Source organism: Parabacteroides sp. B2-S-102 (assembly GCF_023656665.1).
Taxonomy (GTDB): domain Bacteria; phylum Bacteroidota; class Bacteroidia; order Bacteroidales; family Tannerellaceae; genus Parabacteroides; species Parabacteroides distasonis.
The window spans coordinates 263,768-288,304 of the sequence record NZ_JAMOKM010000004.1; the positions used below are offsets into that span (position 1 = coordinate 263,768).

General features: G+C 47.5%; 22 protein-coding genes and 5 tRNA genes. 7 read left to right on the plus strand and 20 right to left on the minus strand.

What is annotated here, in order from left to right:
- Window positions 1–6: 6 nt before the first annotated feature.
- The 18 genes from rpoB to NBH07_RS08045 all read right to left on the minus strand — a co-directional run bounded on the left by rpoB (window position 7) and on the right by NBH07_RS08045 (window position 12,178).
- On the minus strand, window positions 7–3,819 hold the full coding sequence (rpoB, locus tag NBH07_RS07960) for a DNA-directed RNA polymerase subunit beta (RefSeq protein ID WP_005854221.1): 3,813 nt from the start codon (window positions 3,817–3,819) through the stop codon (window positions 7–9).
- A gap of 107 nt (window positions 3,820–3,926) precedes the next feature.
- Entirely contained in the window at window positions 3,927–4,304 is a 378-nt protein-coding gene (gene rplL / locus NBH07_RS07965; protein ID WP_005854220.1) for a 50S ribosomal protein L7/L12, read from the minus strand.
- A gap of 50 nt (window positions 4,305–4,354) precedes the next feature.
- Complete coding sequence (gene rplJ / locus NBH07_RS07970) at window positions 4,355–4,885, minus strand: 50S ribosomal protein L10 (protein ID WP_005854219.1); 531 nt, start codon at window positions 4,883–4,885, stop codon at window positions 4,355–4,357.
- Window positions 4,886–4,899: 14 nt separating this feature from the next.
- Window positions 4,900–5,598, minus strand: a complete 699-nt coding sequence (gene rplA, locus NBH07_RS07975; protein WP_005854218.1) for a 50S ribosomal protein L1 — start codon at window positions 5,596–5,598, stop codon at window positions 4,900–4,902.
- 15 nt (window positions 5,599–5,613) lie between these two features.
- Window positions 5,614–6,057 (minus strand): 50S ribosomal protein L11, encoded by a 444-nt coding sequence (gene rplK, locus NBH07_RS07980; protein ID WP_005854215.1) that lies wholly within the window; start codon window positions 6,055–6,057, stop codon window positions 5,614–5,616.
- A 67-nt stretch (window positions 6,058–6,124) separates the two neighbouring features.
- A complete protein-coding gene (gene nusG / locus NBH07_RS07985) occupies window positions 6,125–6,667 on the minus strand; it encodes a transcription termination/antitermination protein NusG (protein ID WP_005854213.1) in 543 nt (180 codons plus the stop codon).
- An 11-nt stretch (window positions 6,668–6,678) separates the two neighbouring features.
- Entirely contained in the window at window positions 6,679–6,873 is a 195-nt protein-coding gene (gene secE / locus NBH07_RS07990) for a preprotein translocase subunit SecE (protein WP_005854211.1), read from the minus strand.
- Between the two features lie 18 nt (window positions 6,874–6,891).
- Window positions 6,892–6,964 (minus strand) — tRNA-Trp (locus NBH07_RS07995).
- A gap of 52 nt (window positions 6,965–7,016) precedes the next feature.
- Window positions 7,017–8,204 (minus strand): elongation factor Tu, encoded by a 1,188-nt coding sequence (gene tuf / locus NBH07_RS08000; protein WP_005854209.1) that lies wholly within the window; start codon window positions 8,202–8,204, stop codon window positions 7,017–7,019.
- Between the two features lie 49 nt (window positions 8,205–8,253).
- Window positions 8,254–8,325: transfer RNA gene (locus NBH07_RS08005), tRNA-Thr, on the minus strand.
- A gap of 10 nt (window positions 8,326–8,335) precedes the next feature.
- Window positions 8,336–8,408: transfer RNA gene (locus NBH07_RS08010), tRNA-Gly, on the minus strand.
- Window positions 8,409–8,452: 44 nt separating this feature from the next.
- Window positions 8,453–8,535 (minus strand) — tRNA-Tyr (locus NBH07_RS08015).
- 19 nt (window positions 8,536–8,554) lie between these two features.
- Window positions 8,555–8,628: transfer RNA gene (locus NBH07_RS08020), tRNA-Thr, on the minus strand.
- Window positions 8,629–8,721: 93 nt separating this feature from the next.
- The gene (hpf, locus tag NBH07_RS08025; RefSeq protein WP_008778704.1) at window positions 8,722–9,021 is read right to left on the minus strand and encodes a ribosome hibernation-promoting factor, HPF/YfiA family; all 300 of its coding nucleotides are present in this window, start codon (window positions 9,019–9,021) and stop codon (window positions 8,722–8,724) included.
- The gene (locus NBH07_RS08030; RefSeq protein WP_156682527.1) at window positions 9,011–9,919 is read right to left on the minus strand and encodes a tyrosine-type recombinase/integrase; all 909 of its coding nucleotides are present in this window, start codon (window positions 9,917–9,919) and stop codon (window positions 9,011–9,013) included. The genes hpf and NBH07_RS08030 overlap by 11 nt, the downstream gene beginning before the upstream one ends.
- A 73-nt stretch (window positions 9,920–9,992) precedes the next feature.
- Window positions 9,993–10,184: a 30S ribosomal protein S21 gene (gene rpsU, locus NBH07_RS08035; RefSeq protein WP_005854174.1), complete on the minus strand. Its 192-nt coding sequence runs from the start codon at window positions 10,182–10,184 to the stop codon at window positions 9,993–9,995.
- Between the two features lie 84 nt (window positions 10,185–10,268).
- A complete protein-coding gene (gene mtnA, locus NBH07_RS08040; RefSeq protein WP_009018018.1) occupies window positions 10,269–11,306 on the minus strand; it encodes an S-methyl-5-thioribose-1-phosphate isomerase in 1,038 nt (345 codons plus the stop codon).
- A 14-nt stretch (window positions 11,307–11,320) separates the two neighbouring features.
- Complete coding sequence (locus NBH07_RS08045) at window positions 11,321–12,178, minus strand: hypothetical protein (RefSeq protein WP_008773678.1); 858 nt, start codon at window positions 12,176–12,178, stop codon at window positions 11,321–11,323.
- Window positions 12,179–12,579: 401 nt separating this feature from the next.
- On the opposite strand from NBH07_RS08045, the gene NBH07_RS08050 reads away from it, so the two are divergent.
- The 6 genes from NBH07_RS08050 (at window position 12,580) to NBH07_RS08075 (ending at window position 19,510) form a co-directional block, all read left to right on the plus strand.
- A complete protein-coding gene (locus tag NBH07_RS08050; RefSeq protein WP_005867237.1) occupies window positions 12,580–13,215 on the plus strand; it encodes an HU family DNA-binding protein in 636 nt (211 codons plus the stop codon).
- Window positions 13,216–13,259: 44 nt separating this feature from the next.
- Window positions 13,260–15,047, plus strand: a complete 1,788-nt coding sequence (locus NBH07_RS08055; protein ID WP_087342501.1) for an aminopeptidase P family protein — start codon at window positions 13,260–13,262, stop codon at window positions 15,045–15,047.
- A 10-nt stretch (window positions 15,048–15,057) separates the two neighbouring features.
- Complete coding sequence (locus NBH07_RS08060; protein ID WP_005854163.1) at window positions 15,058–15,573, plus strand: gamma carbonic anhydrase family protein; 516 nt, start codon at window positions 15,058–15,060, stop codon at window positions 15,571–15,573.
- Between the two features lie 157 nt (window positions 15,574–15,730).
- Window positions 15,731–16,924, plus strand: a complete 1,194-nt coding sequence (locus NBH07_RS08065) for a serine hydrolase domain-containing protein (protein WP_087342498.1) — start codon at window positions 15,731–15,733, stop codon at window positions 16,922–16,924.
- 36 nt (window positions 16,925–16,960) lie between these two features.
- Entirely contained in the window at window positions 16,961–18,079 is a 1,119-nt protein-coding gene (locus NBH07_RS08070; RefSeq protein ID WP_008773681.1) for a carbohydrate-binding family 9-like protein, read from the plus strand.
- A gap of 27 nt (window positions 18,080–18,106) precedes the next feature.
- On the plus strand, window positions 18,107–19,510 hold the full coding sequence (locus NBH07_RS08075) for a C1 family peptidase (protein WP_048927520.1): 1,404 nt from the start codon (window positions 18,107–18,109) through the stop codon (window positions 19,508–19,510).
- A gap of 134 nt (window positions 19,511–19,644) precedes the next feature.
- On the opposite strand, the gene NBH07_RS08080 is transcribed toward NBH07_RS08075, so the two are convergent.
- Window positions 19,645–20,880 carry a 3-deoxy-D-manno-octulosonic acid transferase gene (locus NBH07_RS08080; protein ID WP_008773682.1) on the minus strand — a complete coding sequence of 412 codons (1,236 nt, stop codon included), beginning with the start codon at window positions 20,878–20,880 and terminating at the stop codon, window positions 19,645–19,647.
- Between the two features lie 2 nt (window positions 20,881–20,882).
- The gene (gene gltX / locus NBH07_RS08085) at window positions 20,883–22,400 is read right to left on the minus strand and encodes a glutamate--tRNA ligase (RefSeq protein ID WP_005854152.1); all 1,518 of its coding nucleotides are present in this window, start codon (window positions 22,398–22,400) and stop codon (window positions 20,883–20,885) included.
- 95 nt (window positions 22,401–22,495) lie between these two features.
- Here gltX and NBH07_RS08090 point away from each other — a divergent pair, with 95 nt between their 5' ends.
- Window positions 22,496–24,535, plus strand: a complete 2,040-nt coding sequence (locus tag NBH07_RS08090) for an HD family phosphohydrolase (RefSeq protein ID WP_009018013.1) — start codon at window positions 22,496–22,498, stop codon at window positions 24,533–24,535.
- Window positions 24,536–24,537 lie beyond the last annotated feature (2 nt).

Below are 24,537 nucleotides of genomic sequence, written 5' to 3' on the forward strand. Positions count from 1 at the left end.
ATTGAATTAATCCAGAGTGAAACTCAAACCAAGTCCTCTCAACTCGTGCAATAATACATTCAGAGATTCAGGGATACCCGGCTGTGGCATCGGATCACCCTTCACGATCGCCTCATAAGCCTTCGAACGTCCTACAACGTCATCAGACTTAATCGTAAGAATTTCCTGAAGAACATGAGCGGCACCGAAGGCTTCCAGTGCCCAAACCTCCATCTCTCCGAAACGCTGACCACCGAACTGTGCCTTACCACCTAACGGCTGTTGCGTAATCAAAGAGTACGGACCGATTGAACGGGCATGCATCTTATCGTCAACCATGTGGCCCAACTTCAAGAAGTAAGTCACACCCACCGTAGCAGGTTGGTCGAAACGCTCACCAGTACCACCATCATACAAGTAAGACTTACCGTAGCGAGGAATACCAGCTTTGTCTGTCCATTCGTTCAAATCATCCAAAGTCGCACCATCGAAGATCGGAGTAGCGAACTTAACGTCCAACTCACGTCCGGCCCAACCCAACACGGCCTCGAAAATCTGTCCCAAGTTCATACGAGAAGGCACACCCAGCGGGTTCAAGCAGATATCCACCGGAGTACCGTCTTCCAAGAACGGCATATCCTCCTGACGAACGATCTTTGATACGATACCCTTGTTACCGTGGCGACCGGCCATCTTATCACCTACCTGAATCTTACGTTTCTTGGCGATATAAACCTTAGCCATCTGTACGATACCTGTCGGCAGCTCATCACCGATCGTCAAGTCGAACTTCTTACGTCTCAACTCAGCGTCAAGCTCCTTGTACTTCTTCAAATAATTCAAGATAACCTGCTTGATCAACTCATTCTTCTGAGCGTCTGCCGTCCACTTGCTTACTTGGATGGAGTTATAATCCAATTCTTCCAGAGATTTGCGGGTAAACTTAGCACCCTTAGCGATAATCTCCGTATTCATATAGTCTTTAACACCTTGAGAAACCTTGCCGTTTGTAAGCACTAACAACTTATCAACTAACAAAGTCTTCAAGCTAGCCATCTTTTCTTCGTATTCCTCGTCCAACTTCGGCAAGATCGCCTTATCAGTCAATCTGGATTTACGTTTCTTGACAGCCTTCGAGAACAAAGCGGTCTCGATAACCACACCACGCAAAGACGGAGTAGCCTTCAAGGAAGCATCCTTCACATCACCCGCCTTATCACCGAAGATAGCACGCAACAACTTTTCCTCCGGAGATGGATCAGACTCACCTTTCGGAGTGATCTTACCGATCAAGATATCACCCGGCTCGATGCGAGCACCTACACGAACGATACCTCTCTCATCCAAATCCTTGGTAGCCTCTTCGCTGACGTTAGGGATATCGGAAGTCAATTCCTCCATACCACGCTTCGTCTCACGTACCTCAAGGATGTATTCGTCAACGTGGACAGACGTAAAGAAGTCCTCACGAACCATACGCTCGTTCAACACGATAGCATCCTCATAGTTATAACCCTTCCAAGGCATGTAAGCCACCTTCACGTTACGTCCCAAAGCAAGCTCGCCTTTCTGGGTTGAGTAACCCTCGGTAAGGATATCGCCGGCTTTCACACGTTGTCCGCGATGACAGGTCGGTTTCAAATCGACTGTCGTACTTTGGTTGGTCTTACGCCATTTCGGGATATTATATGTCTTAACCGCATCCTCGAAGCTAACGAATTCCTCGTCCTCCGTGCGGTCATATTTAATCTTGATACAAGTAGCATCAACGAACACAACCTCGCCCTCACGCTCAGCCATAATCTGAGTACGAGAGTCACGAGCAACCTGCGCCTCGATACCGGTACCAACGATCGGAGCGTCCGTACGCAACAAAGGAACCGCCTGACGCATCATGTTAGATCCCATCAACGCACGGTTAGCGTCATCATGTTCCAAGAACGGGATCAGTGAAGCCGCGATAGAAGCTATCTGCTGCGGAGCCACGTCCATCAAGTCAATCTCAGAAGGAGGGACAACAGGGAAGTCAGCCTCGAAACGAGCCTTCACCTTATCGCGGATAAACTTACCGTTATCATCCAATGGAGCGTTACCTTGAGCGATTGTCAACTCTTCCTCTTCCTCCGCCGTGTAGTATTGCAAGCCTTCCTCAGAGAAGTCGACCTTTCCATCTGCCACCTTACGGTACGGAGTCGAGATGAAACCAAGATCGTTGATCTTAGCGTATACACATAAAGAAGAGATCAAACCAATGTTCGGACCTTCCGGGGTCTCAATCGGACAAAGACGACCATAGTGCGTATAGTGAACGTCACGAACCTCGAATCCGGCACGCTCTCTAGACAAACCTCCCGGACCTAGGGCTGATAAACGACGCTTGTGCGTGATCTCCGCCAACGGGTTCGTCTGGTCCATGAACTGAGACAAGGCATTCGTTCCGAAGAAAGAGTTAACCACGGAAGAAATCGTCTTCGCGTTGATCAAATCAATCGGAGTAAACACCTCATTATCGCGAACGTTCATACGTTCACGAACTGTACGTGACATACGAGCCAAACCAATACCGAACTGGTTATACAATTGCTCGCCAACCGTACGTACACGACGGTTGCTTAAGTGGTCGATATCATCCACGATAGCCTTCGAGTTGATCAACTCGATCAGGTACTTGATGATCTCGATAATATCTTCTTTAGTCAAGACCTTAACATCAGCGCTTGTAGTAAGGCCTAACTTCTTGTTGATCCTGTAACGTCCCACCTCACCCAGATCATAACGTTTCTCTGAGAAGAACAGGTTCGTGATAACCTCGCGTGCGCTAGCCTCATCAGCCGGTTCCGCATTTCTCAACTGTCTGTAGATATACAACACAGCTTCCTTCTCGGAGTTACTCGGGTCTTTCTGGAGCGTATTATATATGATAGCATAGTCGGACAGATTCTGGTCCTCACGATGCAACAAAATATTTTGCGTGCCTGAATCCAAGATAGCCTCGATATTGTCACTATCCAATACAGACTCACGGTCGATGATTACATCGTTACGTTCAATAGAAACCACCTCACCGGTATCCTCATCTACGAAATCCTCCACCCAAGTCTTCAAAACACGAGCGGCCAGCTTACGTCCGATAAACTTCTTCAGGTTTGCTTTCGTTACCTTCACCTCTTCCGCAAGGTTGAAGATTTCAAGAATATCTCTATCGCTTTCAAAACCAATAGCTCTCAAAAGAGTAGTTACAGGCAATTTCTTTTTACGGTCGATGTAAGCGTACATCACATTGTTGATGTCCGTAGCGAACTCGATCCATGACCCCTTGAACGGGATAATACGTGCGGAGTACAACTTCGTTCCGTTTGCGTGCGTGCTTTGTCCGAAGAATACGCCCGGAGAACGGTGCAGCTGAGACACGACAACACGCTCGGCGCCGTTGATCACGAAAGTACCTCTGTCCGTCATATACGGGATCGGACCCAAGTATACATCTTGGATCACCGTATCGAAGTCCTCATGATCCGGGTCCGTACAGTACAGTTTTAACTTCGCTTTTAAAGGCACGCTATAGGTTAACCCGCGAGCGATACACTCATCGATACAGTAACGAGGCGGATCTATATAGTAATCTAAGAACTCCAACACAAAATTGTTACGGGTATCCGCAATCGGGAAATTCTCGGCAAATACCTTATACAATCCCTCCTTCTTTCTCTTTTCAGGAGGAGTGTCAAGTTGAAGAAAGTCTTGGAACGACTTCAATTGAACTTCGAGAAAGTCCGGATACGGGAACTGATTCTTTATCGAAGCAAAATTAACTCTTTGGTTTTCAGCTGTTGAAGACATCTAGTAAGGAATTTATTGAACTTATTGAAATTATAGACACAAAAAGGTTAAGAGTCTTCGTAGTCGGAGACTCTTAACCAAATCACCTGGAAACCAGGTTATAAATACTATTTAAGCTCAACTTCAGCTCCAGCCTCTTCCAACTGTTTCTTCAATGCCTCAGCATCAGCTTTAGCGATACCTTCCTTAATTGCACTAGGAGCGCTATCTACCATATCCTTAGCCTCTTTCAAGCCAAGACCTGTTAATTCTTTAACTAACTTAACGATAGCTAATTTATTAGCACCAGCTGCTTTCAATACAACATCGAAAGAAGTCTTCTCTTCTGCAGCGGCAGCAGCACCACCAGCAGCAGGACCAGCAACAGCAACAGCTGCAGCAGCAGGTTCGATACCGTACTCTTCTTTAAGGATAGTAGCTAATTCGCTAACTTCTTTAACGGTCAAGTTTACTAATTGTTCTGCAAAAGCTTTCAAATCTGCCATTTTTGTATGATTTAAATGATTATTTATCTGTGTAATGTTTTAATGAAAAATTATCTTTCTTCCAAAGTCTTCAACAGACCATGGATAGTTTGTCCTGATGACTGAAGAGCAGAGATAACGTTCTTCGCCGGAGATTCCAACAATGCGATAACATCGGCAATAAGTTCGTTTTTGCTCTTGATATTTACTAATGCCTCAAGATTCTCAGCACCTACATAGAAGCTTTCTTGTACGTAAGCAGCCTTCAAAGCCGGTTTAGCGACTACACCTTTTTTAGCGTCCTTAGTAAAATCCTTAATCAGGCGAGCGGGAGCATTAGCGACTTGTGAGAACATCACAGCCGTATTGCCTTTCAAAGCTACGTTAAGATCAGAGAAGTCACCTTCAATGTTCTCCAACGCTTTCTTAAGCAAGTTATTCTTTACAACGACTAACTTAACCTCACGCTTGAAACACTCTCTTCTCAATTTGCTGGTTTTCTCAGCGTCCAACGCCTCGATATCTGTCAAATAGAAATTAGGATATTCCTTTAATGTTTCAGTTAATTGACCTATAACAGTTCCTTTATCTTCCTTTCTCATTGTTCAATTGTTTTTTAGTTTTCTTCAACTGATTTGGGGTCAATTTTAATACCCGCACTCATAGTACTAGAAAGATAAATACTCTTTATATACGCACCTTTAGCCGCAGTAGGTTTCAACTTGATCAAAGTTGAAATAAACTCCTTAGCATTGTCACGAATCTGTTCCGGAGTGAAAGACACCTTACCAACAGATGTGTGAACGATACCGCTCTTATCTACCTTAAAGTCGATCTTACCTTGCTTAACCTCCTTCACCGCATTTCCGATCTCATTGGTAACCGTACCACTCTTTGGGTTAGGCATCAAACCACGAGGGCCTAATACGCGACCAAGAGCACCGATCTTACCCATGATAGAAGGCATAGTGATGATAACATCAATGTCAGTCCAACCGCCTTTAATCTTATTAATATACTCATCCAATCCAACATAGTCAGCTCCAGCGGCAGTAGCTTCAGCTTCCTTGTCCGGAGTACATAATGCGAGAACCCTAACCTGCTTACCAGTTCCGTGAGGCAATGAAACCACGCCTCTCACCATTTGATTGGCCTTACGGGGGTCAACACCTAAACGGACATCAACATCTACGGATGCGTCAAACTTAGTTGTAGTAATTTCCTTCACTAAAGCTGAAGCTTCTTTCAATGTATATGCTTTCCCAGCTTCAATCTTGCCCAAAGCCAACTTTTGATTCTTTGTAAGTTTACTCATCTCAATTGAAGTTTATTAATTATTACCCGGGAATGTCCCTTTAACAGTGATACCCATACTTCTGGCTGTTCCCGCAACCATTCTCATGGCCGACTCGACAGTAAAGCAGTTTAGATCGACTAATTTGTCTTCAGCGATAGCTTTCACCTGATCCCATGTGATCTCAGCGATCTTAGCACGGTTAGGTTGAGCGGAACCGCTCTTCTTCTTAGTAGCTTCCAACAACTGGATTGCCACAGGAGGAGTTTTAACGACAAAGTCGAAAGACTTATCGGCATAGTAAGTAATTACAACAGGTAATATCTTACCAGCCTTGTCTTGGGTCTTGGCATTAAATTGCTTGCAAAACTCCATAATGTTAATACCCTTAGAACCCAAAGCAGGTCCTACTGGGGGAGAAGGGTTTGCTGCTCCTCCTTTAATCTGCAATTTGATTTGTCCAGCAACTTCTTTAGCCATTGTTTCTAAAATTTTTTAGATATATAACATCAATAACAGAAAGGTAGCACTTTTCGTAACCAGAGTACTATTCTTTCTCAACTTGCATATAACCCAACTCAAGGGGAGTCTTGCGTCCGAAGACCTTAACCATCACCTTAAGTTTCTTTTTCTCGGCGTTGACCTCTTCGATTATACCCGTGAAACCGCTGAACGGTCCAAAAGTAATCTTCACACTCTCGCCAACATAGAACTGGATATCCAGATCCTCTTGTTGTTCCTGCAACTCGTCAACCGTACCTAAGATACGATTCACTTCCGCAGGACGTAATGGCACGGGGGTATCAGAACCACCCAAGAAACCAATCACATTCGGAATGTTCCGCAATCGATGAGCAACCTCACCGACCAAAGCAGCCTCGACCAGCACATAACCCGGCAAGTAAGCCCTTTCTTTCATGACCTTCTTACCGTTTCGTACCGTAAAGGTTTTCTCAGTCGGAATCAAGACTTGAGATACATATTCTCCCAGATCCGTATTCTTCAGCTCAGCCTCTAGATATTCCCGTACCTTGTTCTCCTTGCCACTGATGGCACGCAGAACATAAAATTTCTTTTGGATATCAGACATACCTTAACTGATTAGAAAATTTGGTTGTAGAAGAAACGCATAACAGCCTCGAAGGCCCCGTCAACAACAAAGATCAATGCGGCGATGATAAGGGAAGCAAACATAACAACAACCGCACTATTGGAAAGCTCTGCTCTCGTAGGCCAAGAAACTTTATAAACAAGTTCGTTATAAGATTCCTTAATATAAGTAATTATCTTTTTCATCGAATCTATAGATTTTAGCACGGAAGGAGAGGCTCGAACTCCCGACACCTGGTTTTGGAGACCAGTGCTCTACCAACTGAGCTACTTCCGTAGAAATAGCCAGCCCTTAAAAAGACTGGCTATAACATTATCTAATGCTTGAATTAGTTCTCTAATTCTGTGATCTGGCCTGCACCTACTGTACGTCCACCCTCGCGGATAGCGAAACGAAGACCTACGCTACATGCTACCGGATAGATCAACTCAACCTCGATCGTTACGTTATCACCCGGCATTACCATTTCAGTTCCTTCCGGCAAAGTGATCTCACCAGTTACATCCAATGTACGGATATAGAACTGAGGACGATATTTGTTGTGGAACGGAGTGTGACGACCACCTTCCTCTTTCTTCAAGATATAAACCTCAGCCTTGAACTTAGAATGCTCTTTAACCTGACCCGGGTGGCAGATTACCATACCACGCTTGATCTCATTCTTATCGATACCGCGAAGCAACAAACCAACGTTATCACCAGCCTCACCTTGATCCAATAACTTACGGAACATCTCAACACCTGTAACAACAGATTTCTTACCAGCAGCGCCAAGACCGATGATCTGAACTTCCTCACCAACCTTAACAATACCTGTCTCGATACGACCTGTAGCAACAGTACCACGACCCGTGATTGAGAATACGTCCTCAACCGGCATCAAGAACGGCTTGTCGATTTCGCGCGGAGGCAGAGGAATCCAAGTATCACAAGCTTCCATCAACTCCATTACTTTATCTTCCCATTGAGCATCACCGTTCAATGCACCAAGAGCAGAACCACGGATGATCGGAGTGTTGTCACCGTCGAATTGATAGAATGAAAGCAACTCTCTCATCTCCATCTCAACCAATTCCAACATTTCCTCGTCGTCAACCATGTCACACTTGTTCATGAATACAACCAATCTCGGAACGTTTACCTGACGAGCCAAAAGGATGTGCTCGCGAGTTTGAGGCATAGGACCATCAGTAGCAGCAACTACGATGATAGCACCGTCCATCTGAGCAGCACCAGTTACCATGTTCTTTACGTAGTCGGCGTGACCCGGACAGTCTACGTGAGCATAGTGACGGTTTGCAGTCTGATACTCTACGTGAGAAGTGTTGATTGTGATACCTCTCTCTTTTTCTTCAGGAGCGTTGTCGATAGAATCGAATGAACGCAACTCTGAAAGACCTTTCTTTGCCAATACTGTTGTGATAGCAGCTGTCAAAGTTGTTTTACCGTGGTCAACGTGACCAATCGTACCAATGTTCACATGTGGTTTCGATCTGTCAAATTTCTCTTTTGCCATAACTTAATTGTTCTTTATTTGATTAATGATCATGTTCAATTTTCAATTGAGCCGGTGCCGAGACTTGAACTCGGGACCTCTTCCTTACCAAGGAAGTGCTCTACCGCTGAGCTACACAGGCAACTTATAAGAGCGGAAGACGGGGCTCAAACCCGCGACCCTCAGCTTGGAAGGCTAATGCTCTATCAACTGAGCTACTTCCGCAAGACCGAATGAACCAACCGATTCTCTCCTTTGTTTCATTCGTGTGGGCAGTGATGGATTCGAACCACCGAAGGCGAAAGCCAGCTGAGTTACAGTCAGCCCCATTTGGCCACTCTGGTAACTGCCCATTCCAATACATTCTTTTGAGCCTCTTGTCGGATTCGAACCAACGACCCCGAGATTACAAATCACGTGCTCTGGCCAACTGAGCTAAAGAGGCGATACTTCTAAAAGCAGCCGTTTCGTCACCACGGCGAAACGGCTGCAAATTTAGATATTATTTCTTACATACCAAATTTATCTACCGTTTTTTTTATTTGGCTCTGATTTTTTCTTTGAATTTAACCAGTTGCTTCTCCAAAGCCTCAACACAATCGTCTATCGCCCCTTCGAAAGTATCGTTTATTTTATCAGCGAAACATTCCCCGTTCTTCACGGACAACATTATACTGGCTTGCTTGTTCTTCACCGTCTCAGGCTTAACCACCTTCAATGTAACCTCTGCCAATATAATACCATCGAAGTATTGCTCCAATTTAGAAACTTTCTTCTGAATAAACGCCTCCAACTGTGCAGTTGCGTCGAAATGAATTGCTTGAATTCTAACGTCCATAATAACCTCCTTCTTTTTTTGCTCTTGGATGAGCATGATACACTTTTTTTAATTCCTCAAAGGTTGTATGCGTGTAAACACTCGTAGACGCTAAACTGCTATGACCTAATAAATCTTTCACAGCGTTCAGCTCGGCTCCGTTGTTTAACATACTCGTTGCAAATGAATGTCGTAACACGTGTGGACTTCGTTTCGCCAGCATGGGTATCTCCGACAATTGCTTTTTTACTATATTATAAACAATCCCCGTCGACAACTGGTTCCCGTTCTTTCGAACGAAAAACCATTCACCGGCTGCTTCAACCTCACGATCACGGACTTCCGTGTATGCAAGCATTAAGTTTTTTAAACCCTCCGCAAAAGGAATCAACCGCTGCTTGTTCCGCTTTCCGGTTACCTTGACCTGCATCGCCTCATAATCCACATCCACGTTTCGTATGCCGATTAACTCTGAGCGGCGCATCCCGGTATCGTATAGCATCTCAATGACCAACCGATTCCTCACACCTTCAAAATCCTCATCAAATCCGTCCCCGTCCAACAACGCCTCCAACTCGCTATCCTTAATAAAATAAGGTAAGGGTTTCTTCGTTTTCGGACCGCTCACCAATCTCAACGGATTCGCGGAGACAATCCCCCGTTTCATGAGAAACTTAAAAAAAGATTTCAAAGAACTTAATTTCCGGTTTACCGATACGGGAGAAAGCTTCTCGTCCATCAAACTGACGATCCAGCTTCTCACGAAATCCGAGTCGATTTCCCCGGGATCGAATACACCTTCTCGATGCTCTCTTACATACCTCTGGAATTGGTCCAAATCTTTCGAATAGGCACCAATCGTATAATCGGAATAGTTCCGCTCATACCGGAGATAGTTTAGAAAGTCATCGATCAGCATATTCTCGTTGCATCAACATTCATGCAACGAAAATAGGAATAAGAATTCAATAAAACAAGCCCGGAAGCTATAATTATTCTTCTACTTGTTGCAAATGCTGTACGTAGATAGCACGCATAGTCTGCTTTCTCTTCGTAACAGACGGTTTCTCGAAAGCCTGACGGCCTCTCAATTCCTTGACTACACCTGTTTTCTCGAACTTTCTCTTGAATTTCTTAAGCGCCTTCTCGATGTTTTCGCCTTCTTTTAATGGAACTACGATCATAATTTAAATTGTTATATTGTTTAATTATTTATATCCTCAAATTGAGCGGCAAAATTACTGATTGTTTCGGGATTAGCAAAACTTTCAGCGATTATTTTTATAAAAGATGCCTTTCTCCGTAATTATAGCCGTGATTAGCTCGTGGGGAGTAATGTCGAAGGCGGGGTTGTAGACTTTTACGTCTTTCGGGGCCATACGCCTTGAATACCACATCTCGGTGACCTCATCGGGGTTACGTTCCTCTATTACAATGGAATCGCCGTCCGGGCACGAGCCATCGATGGTGGATGTCGGGCCTAATACATAGAAGGGGATCTTGTAATGCCGGGCCAAGATAGCCACTCCGGACGTGCCGATCTTATTCGCCACGTCGCCATTGGCGGCTACACGGTCGCAACCTACGACCACGGCATGCACCCAGCCTTTCCGCATGACGATAGAGGCCATATTATCACAAATCAGCGTCACGTCCACGCCGGCCCTGCTTAACTCATAGGCCGTGAGCCGGGCGCCTTGCAACAAAGGACGGGTCTCGTCGGCGAAGACCTTGAAACCATAACCTCTCTCCTGCCCCAGATAAATCGGCGCCAAGGCGGTGCCATACTCCGAGACCGCCAGATGTCCGGCGTTGCAATGCGTAAGGATTCCCATCCCGGGACGGAGTAGCTCCAGACAGTTCTCGCCGATCTGCCGGCAAGCGGCGGCGTCTTCCTCCCGGATCGCGATCGCTTCCTTATATAATAGCTCTTTCCATTCCGGGACAGACAAGGTTGGATGAGCGACCAATACCCGCTCCATCCGGTTCAGCGCCGCCACCAGATTCACCGCTGTCGGACGGGAACCGGCCAGATACTCCTTGATCTTCCGAAACTCATTCACGAAAACGGATTTCTCCGCCGTATCGATCCGACGGGCGCAGACATAGATACCATAAGCGGCCGCTACCCCGATAGCAGGCGCTCCACGTACCTTTAATTTATAGATGGCATCCCATATCTCCTCGGCAGTGGTAAGGGTCAGATACGCTTCCTTACCCGGCAGCAGAGTTTGGTCCAAAATGATCACACCGTCCGCTTGCTCGTTGAAACGCACGGTCTTTAAATCAGATAGAGTTTGTATCATTCGATATGAATATATTAATAGTTCACGGGACCCAGCGTAGCTTCTATCGCCACCCCTGCGGCGGTAACCGCTATCGCCCCTACGACAAGGCCTGCCGTAGCCCCATGAGTCTCTTTCACGTAAAAGAAATCGCCGGATTGCTGCTGTCCCTCATCGAAATACTGGGGAGCCACGTCGCCGACCTTGATCAATTTCGCCAGATAGAAGTTCCGCTCAAAAGAGGAATGCTTCAAGGGCTTCCCATTGGTCCCTCCGGCGAACAACGTCAGGTAGCTACGGAATCTCAGCGGAGAATCTTCTTCCGTAAAATCCTTCACTCGGATATTTACGGTGGTGTTTGCTTTCGTTGTCATTTGCTCCTTTACATACTCTTCCTTCGGGATCTCGTTAAACGGGAAGTTGGCTAATTGCAAAGGCGTATTGACTAATTTGGAATGCGGCGGGATAAACTCAACGCCCTTCGGCAAACTCACATCACCGGAGAAGGAACCTTCCGAGTAGCTCCACCCGCTGCTGCTCCTATCGCTCCAATGAAAGGAGCTACCGGATGCCACGCTAGAGCTCTCGCCTCTCACCGAGGCCACTTTCGGATCGTAGGTGGTAGCCACGTCATCGATAATCAGCGCCGACCGCCCCCAATCCACATACAAGGGTTCATCCAATTTATTATAAATGGTAATAGTAACCGGGGCGTTCTCTCCCCAGAAACGATAAGAGATACGTACCGTATCGTTTTCCTGCACAAAATCACCTCTCTCATTCTTCTCCCCGACGGGGTCATTCGAGTTCAACATCGAATAATAATAAGAAGAACATGCGCTCAAACCGAGAAGCAGAGCCGCAAAGACAAAAAGATAAAGCAGATTCCTCATGGCACTTCTTATTTGTTTCTACAAAGTTAGCAAATTATTCCTTGATATCTATTGGGTGCCTTATCTTTAACTTGATTTAAAGGGATCGGTTCACAAGGTTGTGGACCACAAGGCTGTGAGCCCATACACGTTTATCATAACCTTTAGCTCTTTTATCCGGAATCCTTACCCTTTTCTCTTTTATATATTGTACCTTTGAAGCTGAAGTATTCATCATCTACCATCTGTTGGACAATCATCCAACAGATGGTAGATGATCGTCCAACAGTTGGTGCATGATCATGCAACGGCTGTTGAAAGATGAATTCTTCTTGAAGAAACCGCTAAGCTCGCCTATAAAAACGAGTAAGCGATCTAGAAAAATCGGACAAAAGATCTATAACCATTTAAACACAGCACAGATGTCAGCAAATTACAAGTTAGTCAGAAATCCCAACCCGAATCCAGAGGAATCCGGGAAGTCATTACCCCTACATCCTCGTTTGGTCTCTTGCGGGACGATACATACGGATGAGTTCATCAGCAGAGCGAAGTCCCGGTCTTCTTTCTCTCCCGCGGATATGAAAGGGATCTTGCAGCTTTTCCAAGACATGATGGTGGACTTCCTCATGTTCGGTTATAACGTGGAGCTAGAGGGGATCGGTACTTTCAGCGTCTCACTGAAAAGCCGGCCCGTGATGGAAAAGAATGAGATCCGGGCGGAATCCATCCATTTCAAGGACGTGAAGTTCAGATCGTCCAAGGAACTAAGAGACCGGCTGAAGACCATGCCGGTGTTTCGTGACGAGTACACGGTTAGCGATCCCGCGTATCCCTCCGCCAAGGAATGCGAGCAAGAGGTATTCCGTTATCTGGAGACGAACCCTTTTATCCACCAGAAGAAGTATATGTCGCTCTGCGGATGCTCCAGAAGTAAGGCTTCCCTCGACTTGCGGCGGCTGGTAGAGGAAGGGAAACTGCGGTGGGAAAAGCTGGGTACTTCCCATCTATATTATAAGGTAGAAGAGCCGGTTTCCGGCGAGACAAATCCAAAATAATTCATTAACTTTGCGAGTATTAATGTTGACTAAAATAAAATGCGATGAAAACAAACATTCCTGAACGTATCGCCGCCCTACGGGAGGCTATGAGGCAACAGAAGGTTGACGCTTACATCATACCCAGTTCCGACCCGCACCTAAGCGAGTATCCGGCCGATCGCTGGAAATCGAGAGAATGGATATCCGGCTTCACCGGCTCGGCGGGAACGATCGTGGTCACCGCGGACAAGGCGGGCTTATGGACCGATTCCCGGTATTTCCTGCAAGCGGCCAGCCAGCTGGAAGGTTCCGGTATCGAACTCTATAAGTTGGCGCTTCCGGAGACACCGTCTATCACGGAATTCCTCTTGCATGAGTTACACGCCGGACAGGCCGTAGGGCTGGACGGGCAAACCTATAGCGCCGCCGAAGCGAGTGCCTTGGCAAATAAACTAAGCCGTAAAGAAATCAAGCTGGATACCTCGGCCGACCTGATCGAGGGTATCTGGAAGGACCGTCCCGCCGTTCCCGGAAACCCGATATTTGAGATGCCGGAAGCATTAAGCGGAGCCTCCGTGCACGAGAAACTAGACCTAATCAATAACCAGTTGCGGAGCGAGGGCGCCGACTGCTTGATCCTCGCCGCCTTAGACGAGATCGCGTGGACATTCAATATCCGGGGTACGGACGTGACCTATAACCCGGTCGTAGTCAGCTACGCCTTTGTATCGGAGGATGAGAGCGTGCTTTTCATCAAGCCGGAGAAGCTGACCGCCGAGATCACCGAGCATTTGAAGAAAGAAGGGGTTACGCTGGCCGAATACTCCATGATCCAGAGATATCTGTCCCGCCTACCGGAAAACAGCCGGGTATTCGTGGATATGAACAAGACGAACGTCTCCTTATACGATGCGATCCCGGGAAACTGTACGATCGTGGAAGGGATCTCTCCCGCCAACCACTTGAAGAGTATCAAAAACGAGACCGAGATCAAGGGCTTCCAAAACGCCGTGGTAAAAGATGGTGTCGCCTTGACAAAATTCTATATCTGGCTGGAGAAACAAATGGCGGAAGGAACCCAAGTTACAGAGATCAGCGCCGCCGAGAAGCTGACAGCCTTACGTGCGGAACAACCGCAATACATCATGGATAGCTTCGGCACGATCTGCGGCTACGCCGAGCATGGAGCGATCGTTCATTACTCCGCTACGCCGGAAACGGATGCGACCTTGAAGCCGGAAGGATTGCTTTTGATCGATTCCGGCGCGCAATATCTGGACGGTACGACGGATATCACCCGCACGATCGCCCTTGGAGAACCGACGGAGCAGATGAAAAAGGATTTCACCCGTGTATTGAAAGGTACGATCAGCTTGGCGAAAAGCAAGTTTCCCGCCGGTACACGAGGTTCCCAGATCGATATCCTTGCCCGTAAAGCGCTATGGGATTCCGGAATCAATTACTTGCACGGAACCGGTCACGGTATCGGCCATTGCCTAAACGTACACGAAGGCCCCCAAAGCATCCGCATGGAGGAGAACCCGGTGACCTTGAAGCCCGGAATGGTGATCAGCGACGAGCCGGCCATGTATCGTACCGGCGAATACGGTATCCGTACGGAGAACATGATCTTGGTACGTGAGGACAGCGAGACGGAATTCGGGAAATTCCTAGGATTCGATACGCTGACACTTTGTTTCATCGACACGAGCTTGATTATCATCCCCATGCTCTCTGTCCGTGAGCACGCTTGGCTGAACAAGTACCACCAAATGGTCTACGACAAGATCAGCCCGTTCTTGAACGAGGAGGAGAAAGCTTGGCTGAAAGAGAAAACAACAGAAATTTAAACAACTAAAAATGGCATTAATTAAATCCGTTCGTGGCTTTACCCCGAAGATCGGTAAAGACACTTTTTTAGCAGACAACGCCACGATTATAGGTGACGTAGAGATCGGTGAAGGTTGCAGTATCTGGTTTGGCACCGTGCTTCGCGGCGACGTGAACTCGATTCGCATCGGCAACGGCGTGAACGTACAGGATGGTTCCGTCCTTCACACCTTATATGAGAAATCGACAATCGAGATCGGCGATGATGTATCCATCGGCCATAACGTAACGATTCACGGGGCGAAGATTTGCAATGGCGCTTTGATCGGAATGGGCTCCGTGGTATTGGATCACGCCGTAGTAGGCGAGGGAGCGATCATCGCCGCAGGTTCCGTAGTATTAAGCAAGACGATCGTCGAGCCGGGCAGTATCTACGCCGGAGTTCCCGCTAAGTTCGTCAAGAAGGTTGATCCCGAGCAAGCGAAAGAGATCAACCAGAAAATAGCCAAAAACTACCATATGTATTCTTCTTGGTATAAAGAATAAGGACATGTATTTGATTATTTGAATTATAAACCATATATTTGTATCTATGAAAAAAAGGACAATAATATGGAGTTAGTAATCTTTCTTGGAGTTGTCGGGATTATTTGCCTAATAGGCTTAATTTACACGTATACCCCTTCAGGCAAAAAGTGGTTACATGAAAAATAATTCAAATAAAGGAATTCAAAACAATAAACACTATTTGTCTCGAAGCGTGAGATGGATAGTGTTTATTTTTATAGTAGGAATCGGAGGGTATCTAGCGTTACCCTCCAATTATTATTTGCGCAGAGCGCTTACTCATTTATTACCCAAGATCGATCAATATCCGATTTTCGAGAACCGGGTCGTACAGGCAGGTTCGCCCCGCCCTTGGGAACTATCGGAAGCTTACAATACGAAAAGTATTCCAGAGCGTTATCTTCCCCGGTTTGAGGAACTGGGTACGGTTGCCTATGTAATCATCCAAGACAATCGACTGCTATTCGAGCAATATTGGGAAGATTATTCCCCAGAATCGCATAGCAATTCCTTCTCGATGGCGAAAAGCATCGTCTCGTTAGCGATCGGCTGTGCTATCGACGATGGATTTATCCGCAATGTCGATCAACCGGTAAGCGACTTTTTCCCGGAATTCAAGGGATACGACGGAAAAGCCCTAACGCTTCGCCATTTGCTGACCATGAGCGCCGGCGTGGATTTCGACGAGGCTTACAGCTCTCCTTTCTCTCCTACCACCCAGTTGTATTATGGCGATGACCTACAGGAAATCGCCTTCGGGATGAAAGAGATCGACGAGCCCGGCGTAAACTTTATCTACCAAAGCGGCGTGACACAACTGCTGGGCTTTATCGTAGAGAAGGCTACCGGGGAGAAACTCAGCGATTATGTATCCCGCAAACTATGGACTCCGATGCACGCCGAGGAAAGCGCCCTTTGGAGCCTCGACCGGAAGGACGGCATGGAAAAAGCCTATTGCTGTTTCAACAGTAACGCCCGTGATTTCGCCCGCTTCGGACAATTATTACTCAACAACGGTCAATGGGATGGCCAGCAATTGATCTCTCCCGCTTATCTGGCGGAAGCGACAAGCCCCGATACCCGTCTTGTCTATAAGGATCTCGGCAAACCCAACCATTGTTACGGATTCCAATACTGGATTCTCGATTACAAAGGGATGAAGATCCCTTATATGAGAGGAATCTTGGGGCAATACGTCTTCACGCTCCCGGAAAAGAACGCCGTGATCGTAAGACTCGGGCACAAACGCAGCGATACTTATACCGCCGACCAACATTATCCGGACGATATAAATACATGGTTGGACGCGGCGATGGACTTACTTCAATAAAAATCTATTTATCAAACGATCTAAAAATAAACGCACATGAGAAAAACGATTTTAACGACAGCGCCATTGGCGGCACTCTTATTGCTTTCTTGCGCACAGAAACCCAGTACGCAAAAACCGGACATCACGTATATGCCGCAACCACCGTTCAATCCGCCGACGTATGTTTGCTACAAGGCCCCCGCTCCTATCAAGATCGACGGAAAGCTTTCTCCCGGGGAATGGGACGCGATACCTTGGACCAGCGACTTCGTGGATATCGAAGGCGACAAACGCCCGGCCCCTCACTTCCAGACCCGGGCCAAGATGACTTACGATGATAACGGAATGTACTTCGCCGTCCTTATGGAGGAGCCGCACGTATGGGCGACCATCACGGAACACGACGCCGTGATCTTCCATGACAACGACTTCGAGATCTTCCTGAATCCTACGAACGACACCCATAATTATCTGGAGTACGAGGTGAACGCCTTAGGTACGGAATGGGACTTGTTCTTAACCCGCCCCTACCGGGATAATCCGCAAGTATTGAATAACTGGGAGTTCGCTGGAATGAAATCCGCTGTTTATGTGGACGGTACGCTGAATAACCCGAAAGACACGGATAAATCATGGAGCGTAGAGGTGTTCATTCCTTGGACTTCCGTATTCCAAATGGACAGAGGAAAAGAAAAGCCGGAAATCGGCGAGCAGATCCGTGTGAACTTCTCCCGTGTGGAATGGACAACGGACGTGAAAGACGGTAAATACGTGAAAGTCCCTATCCAAGGAGAGGATAAGATTCGCGAGTACAACTGGGTATGGGCTCCTACCGGGGTAATCAATATCCATATGCCCGAATACTGGGGTTATGTACAAATATCGGATAAGATTGCGGGAGAAGGTGAGACTCCTTTCGTAAAACATCCTTCGGAGGAGACGAAATGGATCTTGCGTAATTTATATTACCGTCAGAATGAGTTCGCTGCGACCTTCGGGCATTATGCCGATAACATCAACGACTTGAAGGCAAACGAGCTATGCCCGCAAGAGATCGCCAATCAACTGGAAATACATACGACACCTTCTATGTACGAGATATCGCTACCCACATCGGACGGTACGGTATGGAATATCCGGCAAGACGGTCTGGTATGGCCTAAAAAGAAATAACATAATTTATTAATCAACTTACATATCATGAAACAAAACAATTTATGGATAGCGGCCTTGGCTTTAGGCATCACGCTATCGGCTCACGGACAACAAAGCGGTGGAGGCATCTCACCCACGATGTTGCAGCAAATCAAACAGTCTTATCAAGGAACGCCGGCCGATAAGGCGATCCGTAACGCGATCACCAATAACGACATCAACAAGCTTGCCGTTAATGGGGAGAGCAAGAACAATTTGGATACTTACTTCTCCAATAAGGTAGAGAGCAAAGGGATCTCCAACCAACGTTCCTCGGGCCGTTGCTGGCTTTTCACGGGATTGAACGTATTCCGTGCGCAGGCGATCCATAAATACGACATGGGTGAATTCCAATTCTCCCAGAATTATTCTTTCTTCTGGGATCAATTGGAGAAAGCGAACCTTTTCTTACAGGGCATCATCGATACTCGTCTGAAACCGATGGACGACAAGATGGTGGAATGGCTGTTCAAGAACCCGATCGGAGACGGAGGGCAGTTCACGGGTGTCTCCGATATCTTGACCAAGTATGGCGTGGTTCCCGCCGAGGTCATGGTAGAGACCAACAGTAGCAACAGTACCGGACGCATGAGCAACCTGATCGGATTAAAGCTGAAAGAATACGGCTTGCAACTTCGCGACCTGTCTACGACCAAAGGCACGACCGTAGCGGATCTGGAGAAAAAGAAAACAGAGATGCTAGGTACGATTTACCGTATGCTCGTATTGAACTTGGGAGAGCCGCCTACGAAATTCACGTGGACTCGCAAAGACGCTAAAGGGAATCCGGTAGAGACGAAGGAATATACGCCTCAGTCCTTCTTCCAAGAATATATCGGGGACGATTTGAAAAACAACTATGTCATGTTGATGAACGATCCGAGCCGCGATTATTATAAGTTGTATGAGATCGATTACGACCGCCACGCTTACGATGGCAAGAACTGGACTTACGTAAACCTTCCGATCGAGGATATCAAACAAATGGCTATCGCTTCCATCAAGGACAGTACCATGATGTATTTCTCTTGCGACGTGGGCAAGTTCTTCGATCGTGACAGAGGCATTCTGGATGTAAACTTCTACGATTACGGTTCACTGATGGGTACGACTTTCGGCATGGATAAGAAACAACGTATCCAGACATTCGCCAGCGGTTCCTCACACGCCATGACCTTGATGGCTGTTGATCTCGACGCGAATGGAAAGCCGAAGAAATGGATGGTTGAGAATAGTTGGGGCCCCGGAGCGAACGCCGGCCACCTCATCATGACAGACCAATGGTTTAATGAGTATATGTTCCGTCTGGTAGTCAACAAGAAGTACATCACGGATCAAGTAAAAGAGATCTTGAAACAAACACCGACTCGCCTTCCCGCTTGGGACCCGATGTTCGCTGAAGAGGATTAAAATAAAACACGGATGAGATAGACAACGCGAATTGTTCAATTACCAATCCGTACATCTATCTCATCCGTATTCCATTGCTATATCAAAAGAGTCTGGGCATACAATCACTCGAATAGCAAACCCGGCTTTATCTATTAACGGATATGGATTTGTCGCAAGATTTGATCCGTCGCTCCTACACTGTTTTTCACAAAATCACCGGCAGCTTGCCCGGAGGTTTCCAAGGCTGTCGGGTCGGTCAATAACTCGTCCATCTTCGTTCGGAAAGAGGAATCGTCTGTGATGGAGAAACCACCACCTACGGCGATCAGATCCTTCGCCTCCTTAAACTTATGGTATCTCGGGCCGAATAAGACCGGCATCCCATAAACGGCGGCTTCCAACGTGTTGTGGATACCCGCTCCGAAACCACCACCGATATAAGCGATCTGTCCATAGCGATAAATGGAAGATAAGAGTCCGAAACTGTCGATGATCAAGCAATCCTTATCGGCCAGATCATCCTCATGCGCCTCCGATAGACGGACGGACGGACGTTTTAGCATCGCCTCGATAGAAAGGAGATGTTCCCGGTGAATCTCATGCGGGGCGATAATCAACTTCATCTCCGGATGCTCATGGAAATAAGGGATAAAGATCGCCTCGTCTTGAGGCCATGAACTGCCGGCCACCATCACGATCGGCCTCTTACCTTCCTTGCTTTCCAAGAAACGTTCGATAAACGGAAGCTCACGAGCTTGCTTCCGGACATCCAACACCCGATCAAAACGGGTATCGCCGGTCACCGTCACATTCGTGATGCCGAACTCGTTCAAGAGTTTCATCGAACGCTCGTCCTGAACAAAAAGATGATTAAAATAAGATAGCATCTTCCGGTACGGCTTTCCGAACCATTGGAAAAATAGCTGGTCGGGGCGAAATATAGCGGAAATGATATAAACCGGTATTCCCCGCTTCCGCAACTCACGCAAATAGTTCCCCCAAAACTCGTACTTGATAAATATGGCGATCGCCGGATTCGCCAGATTCAGGAACTTCTTCACCCGGAAAGGCGTATCAAAAGGAAGGTAGCAGATCACGTCCGCTCCCTTGTAATTCTTCCGTACCTCATAGCCAGATGGAGAAAAGAAAGTCAGCAGCACCTTATACTCCGGATGTTCCGCCTTGATCTTCTCGATCATAGGACGCCCTTGCTCGAACTCGCCCAGCGAGGAGGCATGGAACCAGATGTATTTAGCGTTCCGGTCGATCTTCTCACGAAGTATGGAATTTGTTTTCCATTGCCCGAATCGCATCAGTCTCGCCTTTTTATGGAAAGGCGAGATCAAAGCGACTACAAAAGCGTAGAGATGTATTGCTAAACTGTACATGATTATTTTAATATCTCGATAGCCCGTTGGATACGGCGGATAGACTCCTCTTTACCTAAAGCCTCGGTAATATCAAAGATGCCGGGGCCCTTGCCCTCGCCAACCAAGGCCAGACGGGCGGCGTTCATGATATTCCCCAAATGATATCCCTTGCTCTCGATCCAAGCCTTGCACTCGTTCTCGGTACCTTCTACGTCGAACGGCTCACGGGCACGCAGTTGCTCGATAAACTCCCCCAATTGAACAGCCGAATCTTCCTTCCAGCGTTTCTTGCGAGTCTTCTCATCGTACTCCGTCGGGGCGATAAAGAAGAAAGAGCAAAGATCCCATAACTCACTCACGAAATTGACACGGCCTTTCATCATGCCGACTACTTTCTCTACATAAGCATGGGTAGTCTGGATACCGTGGCTTTCCACGATCGGCAAGAATAGGTCAGCGATCTCCGTATTACTCTTCTCCAGCAAATAGTGGTGGTTAAACCATCTGCCTTTCTCATAATCAAACTTAGCGCCGCTCTTGCTGCAACGAGACAGGTCGAACAAACGGATCAAATCATCCATGCTCATCACCTCTTGGTCATTACCCGGGTTCCAGCCCAGCAAAGCGAGGAAGTTTACGACAGCCTCGGGGAAGTAGCCACTCTCACGATAGCCCGATGAAACATCACCCGTCTTCGGATCGTGCCATTCCAAGGGGAATACAGGGAAGCCCAGACGATCGCCGTCACGCTTGCTCAACTTACCGTTACCTTCCGGTTTCAACAGCAACGACAGATGGGCGAAACTAGGCATCGTATCTTCCCAACCGAAGAAACGATATAATAATACGTGAAGCGGCGCGCTCGGCAACCACTCCTCACCACGGATCACATGGGTAACCTCCATCAAATGGTCGTCAACGATATTCGCCAAGTGGTAAGTAGGCAATTGGTCGGCCGATTTATATAATACCTTATCATCCAAGATAGAGGAGTTGATAACGACCTCGCCACGGATCAAGTCGTTCACGTGGATATCCTCATTCGGCTCGATCTTGGCACGAACTACGTACTGATGACCTGACTCGATCAGGCTCTGAACCTCTTCCGGAGAAAGCGTCAACGAGTTGCGCATTTGCGAACGGGTAGAGGCGTCGTATTGGAAATTGGCGATCTCCTTCCGTTTCTCCTCCAACTCGGCAGGCGTATCGAACGCTATATAAGCATGGCCATCGTTCAGCAATTGATCGACATACTTCTTGTAGATCTCACGACGCTCGCTCTGGCGATACGGGCCGTAGTTGCCGCCGAAGCTCACGCCCTCGTCGAACTTGATACCTAGCCAAGTCAAGGCCTCGATGATATAGTCTTCCGCCCCGGGAACGAAGCGTTGGGAATCCGTATCCTCGATACGGAGAATCATATCACCGCCATTCTGTTTAGCGAATAAATAGTTGTATAAAGCCGTGCGGACACCTCCGATATGCAGCGCCCCCGTAGGACTAGGTGCGAAGCGTACTCTTACTTTTCTTTGAGTCATAATACTTACATTCTATAATAATGCGGCAAAAGTACGCCTTTTTTTCCGCTTAGTGAAGTTTTTTACGTATATTTCGGACGCAAAAAGGAATCTATATGAAACAGAAGAATTACAATATACCGACCGTGGTCTACTTCGTGGTGACCGCGTTACTTATCGCCTACTTCTTCCCTCGGGAGGGAAAATTCCGTTATCAGTTCTATGAGGGCAAGCCTTGGAGATATGGATTACTCACCGCCCCGAGCGATTTCCCGATCTACAAGACCGACGACGAGGTAAAAGCGGAGAAAGACAGCGTACTCCGTAAGTTCGAGCCTTATTACCGCATGAACCCCGACATCCAGAAGCAAGAGGTCGAGAAACTGCGTGCCAACTACAATAACGGCAATAACTTGCGAAGCAAAGTATCCCCCGCTTACATGCAGTATATAGAGAGCAGCCTGATCAACTTATACAAGAACGGTATCATCTCGTCGCAGGATCTGGACGAGCTACGGAAAGAGGAATACTCCCGTGTCAACCTCTTGGAGAACGCCGTCGCGCAGCCTCGCTACGTGAGCGACTTCTTCACCGTGCGCACCGCCTACGAGTTCATTATCAACAACTGCCCGCCGCGGCTGGACAAATCGATCCTGCAATCGTGTGACATCAATAACTACCTCACCGAGAACATATCCTATGCCGCCGACATGTCCGACAAGATCAAGGAGGATATGCTACAGAGCGTATCTATCGCTAACGGTATGGTACAAGCTGGAGAGCGTATCGTAGACCGGGGCGAGATCATCGACAACCATACCTACAACGTGCTCCGTTCCCTAAAGGCCATACACGAGGCCAAGACGGGGGGCACGCAGACACAAGGCATCATACTGGCCGGGCAATTCGTGCTCGTCTTCGGACTGATGTTCTGTTTCTGGCTCTACCTATGGTCTTTCCGCTTGAAGATATTCCATAACCGGAAGAACGTACTATTCTTGATCCTCTGCATATTCGTGAGCTGCATCCTTACGGAACTATGTGTTACCTACGCGTTATTCAACGTATATATATTGCCGTTCGCCATCGTACCGATCGTGGTACGTACCTTCTTCGACTCCCGGACGGCGCTTTTCACGCACCTTATCATCGTGCTGATCTGCTCGTTGATGGTACCTTTCCCGCATGAGTTCCTGTTGTTGCAAATCGTGGCGGGTATGGTAGTGACGTTCAGCTTGAAGGAGTTGAGCGAACGTTCGCAACTGATCCGTTGCGCCGTCTTCATCTTCATCTCCTACGCCGCCTGCTACCTCAGTCTCACGTTGTATCAAGAGGCGAACTTAAACAAGATCAACTGGATGATGATGCTTTATTTCGGTATCAACTTCATCCTGCTGATGTTCACCTACGTATTGGTATATATGTTGGAGAAGACGTTCGGATACGTGTCCAGCATCACGCTGGTGGAACTGTCCAACATCAACAACCCGATCTTGAAGAAGCTTAGCGAGACTTGCCCGGGCACGTTCCAGCACTCCTTGCAGGTATCCATCCTCGCTTCCGAGGCGGCCGCCAAGATCGGCGCCAACGCCCAACTGGTACGTACCGGCGCCCTTTATCACGACATCGGGAAGATGAGCAACCCCGTCTTCTTCACCGAGAACCAATCGAGCGTGAACCCGCATAACCAGTTATCGTTCGACCAAAGCGCGCAGATCATCATCAGCCACGTCACCGAGGGCGTGAAGATCGCCGAGAAGGCCCTGTTACCCAAGGCGGTTATCAGCTTCATCCGTACGCACCACGGACGTGGCAAGGCGAAGTATTTTTACAACTCTTTCAAGAACCAATACCCGGACAAGCCGATTAACGACGAGCTATTCACCTACCCCGGCCCGAATCCCTTCTCGAAGGAGACCGCCGTACTGATGATGGCCGATTCCGTGGAAGCCGCCTCCCGCAGCTTGAAGGAACATACCGAAGAGAGTATCAGCGCCTTGGTGAACAAGATCATCGACGGGCAGATCGCCGACGGCTTGCTAAAGAGCGCTCCCCTGACCTTCAAGGACGTGGAGACCATAAAGAGCGTATTCGTAGACAAACTGAAAACCATGTTCCATACCCGAATCAGCTATCCGGACTTGAAAAAACAATAGCG

Coding starts and splice junctions, on each gene's coding strand:
- rpoB (WP_005854221.1), bottom strand. CDS start 3,819: ATGTCTTCAACAGCTGAAAACCAAAGAGTTAATTTTGCTTCGATAAAG.
- rplL (WP_005854220.1), bottom strand. CDS start 4,304: ATGGCAGATTTGAAAGCTTTTGCAGAACAATTAGTAAACTTGACCGTT.
- rplJ (WP_005854219.1), bottom strand. CDS start 4,885: ATGAGAAAGGAAGATAAAGGAACTGTTATAGGTCAATTAACTGAAACA.
- rplA (WP_005854218.1), bottom strand. CDS start 5,598: ATGAGTAAACTTACAAAGAATCAAAAGTTGGCTTTGGGCAAGATTGAA.
- rplK (WP_005854215.1), bottom strand. CDS start 6,057: ATGGCTAAAGAAGTTGCTGGACAAATCAAATTGCAGATTAAAGGAGGA.
- nusG (WP_005854213.1), bottom strand. CDS start 6,667: ATGTCTGATATCCAAAAGAAATTTTATGTTCTGCGTGCCATCAGTGGC.
- secE (WP_005854211.1), bottom strand. CDS start 6,873: ATGAAAAAGATAATTACTTATATTAAGGAATCTTATAACGAACTTGTT.
- tuf (WP_005854209.1), bottom strand. CDS start 8,204: ATGGCAAAAGAGAAATTTGACAGATCGAAACCACATGTGAACATTGGT.
- hpf (WP_008778704.1), bottom strand. CDS start 9,021: ATGGACGTTAGAATTCAAGCAATTCATTTCGACGCAACTGCACAGTTG.
- NBH07_RS08030 (WP_156682527.1), bottom strand. CDS start 9,919: ATGCTGATCGATGACTTTCTAAACTATCTCCGGTATGAGCGGAACTAT.
- rpsU (WP_005854174.1), bottom strand. CDS start 10,184: ATGATCGTAGTTCCATTAAAAGAAGGCGAAAACATCGAGAAGGCGCTT.
- mtnA (WP_009018018.1), bottom strand. CDS start 11,306: ATGATACAAACTCTATCTGATTTAAAGACCGTGCGTTTCAACGAGCAA.
- NBH07_RS08045 (WP_008773678.1), bottom strand. CDS start 12,178: ATGAGGAATCTGCTTTATCTTTTTGTCTTTGCGGCTCTGCTTCTCGGT.
- NBH07_RS08050 (WP_005867237.1), top strand. CDS start 12,580: ATGTCAGCAAATTACAAGTTAGTCAGAAATCCCAACCCGAATCCAGAG.
- NBH07_RS08055 (WP_087342501.1), top strand. CDS start 13,260: ATGAAAACAAACATTCCTGAACGTATCGCCGCCCTACGGGAGGCTATG.
- NBH07_RS08060 (WP_005854163.1), top strand. CDS start 15,058: ATGGCATTAATTAAATCCGTTCGTGGCTTTACCCCGAAGATCGGTAAA.
- NBH07_RS08065 (WP_087342498.1), top strand. CDS start 15,731: ATGAAAAATAATTCAAATAAAGGAATTCAAAACAATAAACACTATTTG.
- NBH07_RS08070 (WP_008773681.1), top strand. CDS start 16,961: ATGAGAAAAACGATTTTAACGACAGCGCCATTGGCGGCACTCTTATTG.
- NBH07_RS08075 (WP_048927520.1), top strand. CDS start 18,107: ATGAAACAAAACAATTTATGGATAGCGGCCTTGGCTTTAGGCATCACG.
- NBH07_RS08080 (WP_008773682.1), bottom strand. CDS start 20,880: ATGTACAGTTTAGCAATACATCTCTACGCTTTTGTAGTCGCTTTGATC.
- gltX (WP_005854152.1), bottom strand. CDS start 22,400: ATGACTCAAAGAAAAGTAAGAGTACGCTTCGCACCTAGTCCTACGGGG.
- NBH07_RS08090 (WP_009018013.1), top strand. CDS start 22,496: ATGAAACAGAAGAATTACAATATACCGACCGTGGTCTACTTCGTGGTG.